Here is an 8,547-nt window from a genome sequence, read left to right as displayed (position 1 = left end):
CTACCCTTTATACACAAATATTTTATTAATAATTTCTGTAAAAGGAATTCTAACTGAGGCGCATGCCAGGTTTCATTTTCAATTGACTTTTCTATTTGCGCCTTTGTTAATACTTTTCATTAACCCAGGGCAAAGTAATTCAACGAATTACGTCGCCCCGGGTCATGATGATATGATTTGAATCGTCAGGCGAAAGAAAATGATCGAAGCTAATTGGTACTCCCTGACGAAATTTAAATCAGAAAAAGATGTGTATAAAGGGTAGCCTGCCAGGAGGGGGGTATCCGTCGACTGACGGATGGGGTGGTAAAATTGCATATCCAAGGGAGGAACGACTGAAGCTAGCCTGACTGTTAGCAGGTTGACGAGGCCAAAAACAAAAGGCTGCCCTCCGGAACAGCCTTTCGATTTATTGGTTTATGGCGGCAGAATCACTCTTCCACCACATCTTCTTCAGGTTCTTCGCCCGGCCTCGACACGTATAGCACACCCCACTCGCGCGCCAGTTTACGGCCGTTGGCCGGTGTTTCTTTGCGGTAGTAAAATTCTACCTCGTCGTAAATATCACGTATCAGCTCGTCGATTTCGGGCAGTATATCCAGCACATCTTTGTTTTCGGCATCAAAAGCCTGCTTTTCGGCCGACTGTTTATTGCTTAACTCAATGTACTTGTTTAGCTCGGTTTCTACCTCGGCCGCCGACGGGTTGCTCATGGCCACTACCGGCACCGGAACAGCCGGGTCGCGCTGCTGTGTGCGTTTCTGCTCGCCCGCTATCAGGTTACGTGCCCAGGTAATCAGGTCTTGTTTGGTACTCAGCTTGGGCAAATCGCTTTGGCTGGCATTCAGTCCGTAGTACAGGCGGTCGGCCGGCGAAAACACGCCCCGCTCAACAGCCATGTTAAACACGCGCATAAAATGCGACACATTACGATACAACACTTGCTGTTGTTCGTTCTCGGCCTCGGTGGCCTCGGCTTGTTTGGCAAACTGCTCCTGCCGCTCGGCAATTTCCTGCCGCAGGGTAGCATACAAGCTTACCAGCTTTGTTTGCGTTTCGGTACTTATTGCCCATTGTGCAGCGGGCGTACTGCTTGCTTTTTCGTTGGCTTTTTCCAACACATTGTTTCTGCCAATTATGGATTTTGGCAATTCTCTATAAGGCATACTTTTAAAGATTTAGTCCCGGGGGTTATTCCATTTGGAAAGTATCCGGGAGGGTTAATAAAATATTGAATTATAGTTCCGGAGGGATTTCGTGTTAACAGTATACTTCTGGCAGCAAAAAACAGCCAAAACATCAGTATTATCAATGATTTCAGCAAGTGCGGAAGGGGCCGTTTTTGTGTAAAAATGCTGCTTTCCGCACTTAGAGGGGCACGTTTTTGGTTAAAAACACTGCCTTCCGCAGTTGGAAGACCCCATTTTTTTATAAAAATGTATGCTTCCGCACTTAAAAGGGGTCGTTTTTTTATAAAAGTGATGCCTTCCGCATGCAGAAGAGGGCATTTTTGCGTAAAAGTGGTGCCTTCTGCATGCGGAAGGACGTGTTTTTGTTTACAAATGCGGCCTTCCAACTGCGGAAACATACATTTTTGCAAAGCAATTCTGCAGTTTTCAGTTACCACAGGCAGGCAAAAACTCGAAGAGTGGGCATATGTAAAAAACGTTTGAAACAAAAGTGTTGTTTTTGGTTCCGAGAAGTTACGAAAAATAATGTTATGGTTCAATAGGTTAGTCTGTTAAGTGAATGAGGGAATTAGTGATTGGGTTATTGAGGGAATTGGCGAATGAGTGAATGAGGTGGTGAGCGAAAAGTAATAGCCTGCCTTTTTACTGCCGCCTCGGTACGGAGGGTTGGATTGCAGTGCAAGTTATAAAACCCTACCCCTTTGTCTGTCGACATTTCCCCTCACGAGGGGAAACAGCTGCAATGTTCGGTCGGTGGTTTTGATGTAACGATAAGAAGATTGCGGTGCAAACCACCAACAAGCCGGAACAACTTCCCGTTTGCACTGCTTTCTTCGCTACGCTCCTTTGCCATTCATCGAAAAACCTCCCCTGTTTATCCAAAATATTCTTTCATTTCCAGACACTTACCTACCTTTGTTTCAGCCAAACAAAAAACAAAAGAAATAATGGAAACTACACACACAACACACCTTAACAGAGTTACCGGCCATGGCCGCGAGAATATTCCCAACCTGTTTTTTAAGCTGATGAGTTTTGCCATGAAACTCAGGGATGTATTTGCCCGACAATCGGAGCGAAACTTTAGCCGCCTACCGATAAAAGAGGGACAAATTGTGGTTGATTATGGCTGTGGGCCGGCACGCTACATAAAAAATGCCTCGGATAAAGTTGGCCCCGGCGGAAAGGTTTTTGCCGTCGATATTCATCCCATGGCCATCAGCAATGTAAACCGAAAAATTGAAAAACACCGGCTGAGTAATGTAGAAGCCATTCAGGCCAACGCTTATTCGTGTGCCCTGCCCAACCGCATTGCCGATGTGGTTTACGCCCTCGATATGTTTCATATGATCGAACAACCCACAGAGCTGATCCGCGAACTGGCACGTATCGTACTGTTTAACGGTATTATTGTTATTGAAGACGGGCATCAGCCTCGTGAGCTTACCCTAAAAAAGATTAAAGAATCGGGGCTATTATGCATCTACAGCGAAAACAAACACCACGTGGTTTGCCAGCTAAAAGAGACCAAATGTTTACCACCGGCCTAACCAGGAGATTTGCAAATCGAAGTAAAATCCCCCTCCCAATTTTCGGCCTCGCTACCTGGCTAAATTTGTAGAGCTATTCGCTGTAAAAATATTTATCGACAGAAACGCCCGATCTTCTTGGCAGGCAGCAATTGTTTTTGCTATCTTTAAGGCATATCAATTAAACCGTAATTTCAATAAATTTATCATGAGAAAAAGTATTTTTTACAGTTTCGCCGTGATGGCAGCTTTGTTGATTGCCAATCCTGCGTTTTCGAAAAAAGCAAACAAACTGACCTCGCAAGAGAAAAAAGAAGGCTGGGTTTTGCTGTTTAACGGCAAAGATTTCGACGGCTGGCGTCAATACAACGGAACAGCTATGCCTGCCAACTGGGAGATAGAAGACGGCGCTATGAAAGTGTTTACCGGAGAAGGTAAAGAGCCGGGACACGGAGCCAATGGCGATATTATTTTCGAGAAAGAGAAGTACAAGGATTTTGAATTCTCGATTGACTGGAAAGCCGGTAAAATGGCCAACTCCGGAATTTTTTATTATGTACGCGAGTTACCCGGAAAACCGATTTATTATGCTGCTCCTGAAATTCAGGTGCTCGACAATAAAGACGCTACCGACAATAAAATAGACAGCCACCTGGCCGGTTCGTTGTACGACATGATTGCGGCCGATCCTGAAACCGTTAATCCGGCAGGCGAATGGAATACCTGCGTAATAAAAGTTAAAGACGGGCAAGTTACCGTATCAATGAATGGTACTGAAGTTGTTTCGTACAGCCACTGGACCGATGAGTGGGACCAATTGGTGGAAAACAGCAAATTCAAAAGCTTTGAAGGTTTCCAGGAAGGAATTGCTAAAGATGGTTTTATCGGTTTGCAGGACCATGGTTATACCGTATGGTTCCAAAACGTTAAAATCAGAGAATTATAAGAGTGATTCTGAAGATCCTTGTAAAAAGATACTCTTGAAAAAAGAACAAAATAAATCCCGGCTTGAAAACAAGCCGGGATTTTTTATGAAGTGCTTACCAGAAATCGATTACAAAGGATCAATTTAAAAATCCGTTGGAGTAAAATTTAAGAGCAGTAAAGCAATTGTTATTTTTTTCCTGCCGGAGGCCTTCATTTTTGTCTTACCACAAAAACGAAGCAAAAAAGTCAAGGCTGCTTTTGGTCCTTCCCCTACGTTTTTGTAAAACCTAAATTCGGACGGGTGATCTCCTCGATTCCTCGGAGCTTCCCGCTCTCATTAAGGTTTTACTTCAACTCCGGGCAACCACCAAAAGAGGCCGTCCACTAATGCAACGTTAGCGACATCCGAGCCTGGCCTCGTCCGGTGAGCCGGAAAACAAGCGGTGACGGCGTTAAAAATTACTGATGTTTGAGGAGGTACGACGAGTTTCAGGAATTTTAGCCGGTATCGCGTAGCTTTTCCGAGGGAAGCGGGCGCAGCCTTGGGTTTTGTGTTTACTATTTGGGCTAAGCCAAATAGTAAAATCGGTCTGATAAGACATAAGCATCTTTCTTCTGATTCGTAGCCTATTTTAATCTTAAAACTTTTTGAATAAGATATTTTTTCTCCACCGGGAATTTCACATGATTCATTCTAAATCTTCCTCACGAATTCCTCTAAATCTTTTCGGGTACGCGGTGCTTTTTCTCTCGAGCGGTATGGCTCATCCAGCACATTGACATCGCCCAGATAACCCAGAGCACCCATACACACCGGAGTATGATTCTCATCGAGTTTTAAAAGCTCTTTAACCTGATCGCTGCCAAAACCGGCCATCAGGTGTCCGTAAATATCTTTGCTGGTTGCCTGAAGCAACAACTGCGCATTGGCCATACCCACATCGTGCATCGCCCATTTATTGGGCTTACCAGTATCCGAAAAGGTATCAACTTTTATGGCTACAAATAAAACGGCCGCATGTTTTGTCCAGGGTTTGTTACCTGTTGCCAGGCAATCCCAGAGGGCATCGAACCCCGGCGTGCCACGCATGGCATAAACATATTGCCAGGGCTGCTCATTCATAGCACTGGCTGCCCACGCTGCTGCTGTAAAAATTTCATTCACATCCTCTTCGGCAATGGGTTCGGGCGAAAAGGCCCGCGGACTCCACCGTTTCTCCAATAAAGGATGAATCTTATACTTCGTCATAACTTCCATATTACTTAATCTTTAGTTCATCTGCATGGGCAGGTCCATCAGCAAGATCCGGGCATCTGATGAAGCCGTAATATCAACCGATTCCACGTCCCAAATTCCTATTGCATCACGTTTCGACAAATCGGTGCCTGAAACGTTCACCTCTCCCTCTATAACCATTATATAAATTCCGTTTCCGGCTTTTTTAATCGTGTACGAATCTGTTTTTCCTGCATCGTAATTACCCAGGAAAAACCATGCATCCTGGTGAATCCACACGCCCTGATCGTCGGGGTTAGGCGATAGCACCTGGTACAATTTGTTCTTTTCGGCCACATCGCGAATCGAGATCTGATCGTAACGCGGTTGTACATTTTGTTTGTTGGGAAACAACCAAATCTGAAAAAGCTTTAATGTTTTATCCGGGTGATGGTTAAACTCGCTGTGGTAAACACCTGTTCCGGCACTCATCACCTGCACATCGCCTTCGCGGATAACGGCCTGGTTGCCCATGTTGTCTTTATGTTCCAAATCACCTTCGAGCGGAATGGTAATAATTTCCATGTTGTCGTGTGGGTGCATTCCAAAACCTTGTCCACCTGCAATGGCATCGTCGTTTAACACGCGCAGCACCCCGAAATTCATTCGCTCGCGATCGAAATAATTCGCGAAACTAAAACTGTGTCTTGCCTCTAACCAACCGTGGTTGGCATATCCTCTCGAATCTGATTTATATACTATTGTTTTCATTGCTTTCTCTTTTTAATCATTCATTTGTTTGGGAATCCGCATCTGTAAACCTTTTGTCCCTGCAAACCATCCACCAACCGGCGGCGAGGAACAGTCCCGCTTTGGGCATCCAGGGGGTCGATCAAATTTATTACGATACTTTCTTTAAAAGAAAAGCCGGTGCCCGGTTATGCACTAATAGCATTTTCAGACACCGGCCAAGGTTCTCTCCATCACAAACTCCTCACTAACTCCCTTCTTCCGAACCTTACTTGTTTTGTTGTTTTCGTATGGCGTATTATCTTACTTGCTCGAAGTTGTTCCTTCTGAAGCTGTAGCTTTCAATTCAAATTTAATCTCGAATTCATCTTTGATCATGTTATCACCCAAATCGCTGAAGAATTTTCCTGAACCGTATTTAATATCCCATTTTGTACGGTCGATAGTGGCTGTACCCGTTGCGGTTAACACATCGCCGTCGACTTTTACTTCTGCAGGGAACGATACTTCGTTTGTAATTCCTTTAATGGTAAGGTCTCCAACAACTTTATCGTTGCTGTATGAAGTAATTTTAAAGTTGGCCACCGGATGCTTTTCTGCTGAGAAGAAATCGTCTGATTTCAGGTGACCTACTAATTTGTCTTTCCACTCTCCCTGAAGGTCGGTCACTTCAATTGAAGTTACATCCAGGTTCAGGTTAGCACCTTTAACTTCTTTTCCCTCTACAAATACTTCTCCACCGGCCAGGTTAAGGTAACCGGTATGTTCACCTGTAACTTTTTTACCTGTCCAATATACTTTACTGGCTTTTGTGTCAACGTTGTAAGTTGTTTTATCGCCATTTCCATTCGATGCAAAACTTGCTGTTGTTATCGCTATTGCAAGTACTAATAATGTAGCTAATTTTTTCATTTTCAATTTTGTTTAATGTTTACTAATAAATTTCTACTGCAAACATACGGGGGATTTGACACGAAAAAAATAAACTAGTTTAATAAAGTACCTATTAGTCTCTTTTTCTTGCTCTTTTAGCAATAATTTTACTTAAAAACACGGGAGTAACTCCCAGGTAAGACGAAATATGGTATTGCGGAAGGCGCTGAACAAGATCGGGATCATTATTTAAAAGCTCCTCGTAATTCTCTTCGGCAGTTTTTGAGAGGATAGCCACAAAACGTTTTTGCAGAAAGATATACGAACGCCTGATATTTGCACTTAATTCGGTGTATTTGCTCATAATGGAAGCAAAAGCAGATTCTGATATTGAAAACACGGTGGTTTTCTCTACCGCCTCTAAATAATATGCTGTGGTTGCGGGAGTACTTAAATCGCCCAGCCACTGCCGTTCTTTACCAAAAAGCAGATTAAATTCTTTTCCACTCTGATCAATTATGTACATACGAAGCAATCCCTTTTCGATATAATAATGACGTGTATTTTCATCGCCGGCATTAAAAATCCGTTGTTTCTTGTTAAACGTTTCTTTTCTGAAAACCGACACGATCTCCTCCTTTTCGGTATCAGTCAATTCGCGATTACCAATTTTTTCGAAATAAGAATATAGTAAAGAAAAGTCCTCCATGTGGCTATAGCTTCTGGCACAAATTTAGCAATCAAAAACGATGTGCCATGCCTGAAGCTACTTTTTTGCTGCCTCGGTGTAAATTGCCTTTAACAAACTGGCATCGTCTTTACTATCGCTGCTGAGTTGCCAGAACATAATTCCACCCAAATCATTTTCTTTGGCGTATTGTGTTTTTAGTTTTACCGAAACGGTATCGTCGTAGGTCACAAATATACTGTCGGTTGGATTATAAAGGAACGGAGCTTTAGCCACCGGATCCCAGTGTTTTACATAACCATCCTCTTCTGTAAAATCAGTTAAAAGAGCGGAATACGATGTCCCTCCGCTAATGGGGCCCGTATTGGGTTGGTATAAACCATTATTTTCAGGCGGAACGCCTCTCCAGCCACGGCCGTAAAATGCGGCACCAATTACTATCTGTTTCGGATCGACACCTTTTTCCACACAAAAACGGATAATTTCTTCGGCCGACTGTGGCTCCCACGGATCTTCGCCTTCAGCCAATTCCGCATTTTGCAATGTCATTGCCAAACCAAGAGGAGTTTCGGCAATATCTGCCAGTGAACGGTGCCCCAGGGCTGTGTGGTGTGTAGCGAACTTTGTTGCTCCACCGGCCTGATCGTAGGTCATTATGTTCATGTAATCAACGTATTTCATTACCTCCAATAGTTCTACATTTTTATAGTATCGTTTCCACCCTGCCGAAGCAAAAGTTAGTGTTTGCGGGCGATCGAGTTGATCCAGTGCTTCACGCAAACCTTTCATCAAAAGGGTAAAGTTTTCTTTGTCCTCGGGGCGTGCTTTTGTGCCACCTGCCGGAATTCCCGGATATTCCCAGTCGATATCTACCCCATCCAACTGGTAGTTCTCAATAAAATCAACGGTGCTGGATATAAACTTTGTCCGGCTTTCTTCGGTAAAAACTGCATCGGAAAAGCCATCGGCCGTCCAGCCGCCACAAGCAATCATTACTTTTAAGTGCGGGTACTTTTCCTTTTGTGCCATCAGCTGTTTCATAATTGAGTCGGCATTCTCATTCCTAAACTGCATCTTTCCATCAATAACTTTACTAAAGCTAAAAATGATATGCGTTAACTGATCCAGCGGCAACTGATCGGGCATGTAGCCCTCGCGTGGAACGTAATAGGCCATTACGTTTATTGCTGATGCTGTTTCGTCATTCGCCACTTTTTGTACACCACAGGAAACAAAAAATACACAGGCCAATAAAAATGTAATTAACTTGTTCATGATAACTGCGCTATAAGGGGCATAACGAAAAGTAAAATAAACGCTACCCTTTGTAAATAATTATAATTCAACATCATAAATGATTCAATAGTACTGACG

The 8,547-nt window shown here is 43.6% G+C and carries 8 protein-coding genes; 2 read left to right on the top strand and 6 right to left on the bottom strand.

Features of this window, described 5'->3' with window-relative positions; all coding sequences use genetic code 11:
* Window positions 1-431: 431 nt before the first annotated feature.
* Window positions 432-1,166 (bottom strand): hypothetical protein, encoded by a 735-nt coding sequence (locus ABZB17_RS16995; RefSeq protein WP_372651853.1) that lies wholly within the window; start codon window positions 1,164-1,166, stop codon window positions 432-434.
* Between the two features lie 971 nt (window positions 1,167-2,137).
* Between ABZB17_RS16995 and ABZB17_RS16990 the strand changes: the two genes are divergently transcribed.
* Window positions 2,138-2,740 carry a class I SAM-dependent methyltransferase gene (locus ABZB17_RS16990; RefSeq protein ID WP_372651851.1) on the top strand — a complete coding sequence of 201 codons (603 nt, stop codon included), beginning with the start codon at window positions 2,138-2,140 and terminating at the stop codon, window positions 2,738-2,740.
* Window positions 2,741-2,927: 187 nt separating this feature from the next.
* Window positions 2,928-3,665, top strand: a complete 738-nt coding sequence (locus ABZB17_RS16985; RefSeq protein ID WP_372651849.1) for a DUF1080 domain-containing protein — start codon at window positions 2,928-2,930, stop codon at window positions 3,663-3,665.
* A gap of 675 nt (window positions 3,666-4,340) precedes the next feature.
* On the opposite strand, the gene ABZB17_RS16980 is transcribed toward ABZB17_RS16985, so the two are convergent.
* From ABZB17_RS16980 to ABZB17_RS16960, 5 genes are all read right to left on the bottom strand, one after another.
* Window positions 4,341-4,895 (bottom strand): nitroreductase family protein, encoded by a 555-nt coding sequence (locus tag ABZB17_RS16980; protein WP_372651847.1) that lies wholly within the window; start codon window positions 4,893-4,895, stop codon window positions 4,341-4,343.
* Window positions 4,896-4,916: 21 nt separating this feature from the next.
* Window positions 4,917-5,633, bottom strand: a complete 717-nt coding sequence (locus ABZB17_RS16975) for a pirin family protein (protein ID WP_372651845.1) — start codon at window positions 5,631-5,633, stop codon at window positions 4,917-4,919.
* A 282-nt stretch (window positions 5,634-5,915) separates the two neighbouring features.
* The gene (locus ABZB17_RS16970; protein WP_372651843.1) at window positions 5,916-6,524 is read right to left on the bottom strand and encodes a YceI family protein; all 609 of its coding nucleotides are present in this window, start codon (window positions 6,522-6,524) and stop codon (window positions 5,916-5,918) included.
* 94 nt (window positions 6,525-6,618) lie between these two features.
* Complete coding sequence (locus ABZB17_RS16965; RefSeq protein WP_372651841.1) at window positions 6,619-7,194, bottom strand: Crp/Fnr family transcriptional regulator; 576 nt, start codon at window positions 7,192-7,194, stop codon at window positions 6,619-6,621.
* A 57-nt stretch (window positions 7,195-7,251) separates the two neighbouring features.
* Window positions 7,252-8,448, bottom strand: coding sequence for a glycoside hydrolase family 18 protein (locus tag ABZB17_RS16960; RefSeq protein WP_372651839.1), 1,197 nt, complete (start codon window positions 8,446-8,448; stop codon window positions 7,252-7,254).
* Window positions 8,449-8,547: the final 99 nt, after the last annotated feature.

The organism is Draconibacterium sp. (assembly GCF_041583095.1).
Classification (GTDB): domain Bacteria; phylum Bacteroidota; class Bacteroidia; order Bacteroidales; family Prolixibacteraceae; genus Draconibacterium.
This window is presented reverse-complemented; position numbering and strand designations above follow the sequence as displayed.

Coding starts and splice junctions, on each gene's coding strand:
- ABZB17_RS16995 (WP_372651853.1), bottom strand. CDS start 1,166: ATGCCTTATAGAGAATTGCCAAAATCCATAATTGGCAGAAACAATGTG.
- ABZB17_RS16990 (WP_372651851.1), top strand. CDS start 2,138: ATGGAAACTACACACACAACACACCTTAACAGAGTTACCGGCCATGGC.
- ABZB17_RS16985 (WP_372651849.1), top strand. CDS start 2,928: ATGAGAAAAAGTATTTTTTACAGTTTCGCCGTGATGGCAGCTTTGTTG.
- ABZB17_RS16980 (WP_372651847.1), bottom strand. CDS start 4,895: ATGACGAAGTATAAGATTCATCCTTTATTGGAGAAACGGTGGAGTCCG.
- ABZB17_RS16975 (WP_372651845.1), bottom strand. CDS start 5,633: ATGAAAACAATAGTATATAAATCAGATTCGAGAGGATATGCCAACCAC.
- ABZB17_RS16970 (WP_372651843.1), bottom strand. CDS start 6,524: ATGAAAAAATTAGCTACATTATTAGTACTTGCAATAGCGATAACAACA.
- ABZB17_RS16965 (WP_372651841.1), bottom strand. CDS start 7,194: ATGGAGGACTTTTCTTTACTATATTCTTATTTCGAAAAAATTGGTAAT.
- ABZB17_RS16960 (WP_372651839.1), bottom strand. CDS start 8,448: ATGAACAAGTTAATTACATTTTTATTGGCCTGTGTATTTTTTGTTTCC.